Here is a 440-nt window from a genome sequence, read left to right as displayed (position 1 = left end):
CATCCGGACTAACCGCCGGAACTCTCCCTCATCGCCACCCGCCGTCTTGTCCTCCAAATCATATCTGTATCCGGCTTCCTCAACCTTGCCGTCCTTCATAACATAAACAAAATCTTCATCGAGAATGGATTCGTGGCTGAGGTCATGCGTATGATAATGGTCGTCTTGTTCTTACGCCAATTTCGGATGGCAGCTAGGATCAGTGACCGGGAGGTCGGATCGAGAGCTGATATAGGTTCATCTAAACAAGAGAAGTGAATAAGGAAATTTGTGGCGATTAAGTAGAAAACAACATACCGAGAATCAAAACTCCAGGGTTCCTAAGCTTCGCTCTAGCGAGCGCAAGCCTCTGCTTCTGTCCACCACTCAGCTGTACTGCGTCCTTCTCAGACCCCTCACCAGCACCAACCGCACCTTCATCTATCAGCAGCGTGTCATAT

The 440-nt window shown here is 49.3% G+C and carries 1 protein-coding gene; it reads right to left on the bottom strand.

The genetic code is table 11. The annotated features are described in order from the left end of the window. Positions 1-277: 277 nt before the first annotated feature. Positions 278-370: an ATP-binding cassette domain-containing protein gene (locus GTQ34_RS17075; protein ID WP_417936301.1), complete on the bottom strand. Its 93-nt coding sequence runs from the start codon at positions 368-370 to the stop codon at positions 278-280. Positions 371-440 lie beyond the last annotated feature (70 nt).

The organism is Flagellimonas ochracea (assembly GCF_009903685.1).
Lineage (GTDB): Bacteria > Bacteroidota > Bacteroidia > Flavobacteriales > Flavobacteriaceae > Flagellimonas > Flagellimonas ochracea.
Note: the sequence above shows the minus strand (reverse complement) of the source record. Positions and strands in the feature narration are given on the sequence as shown.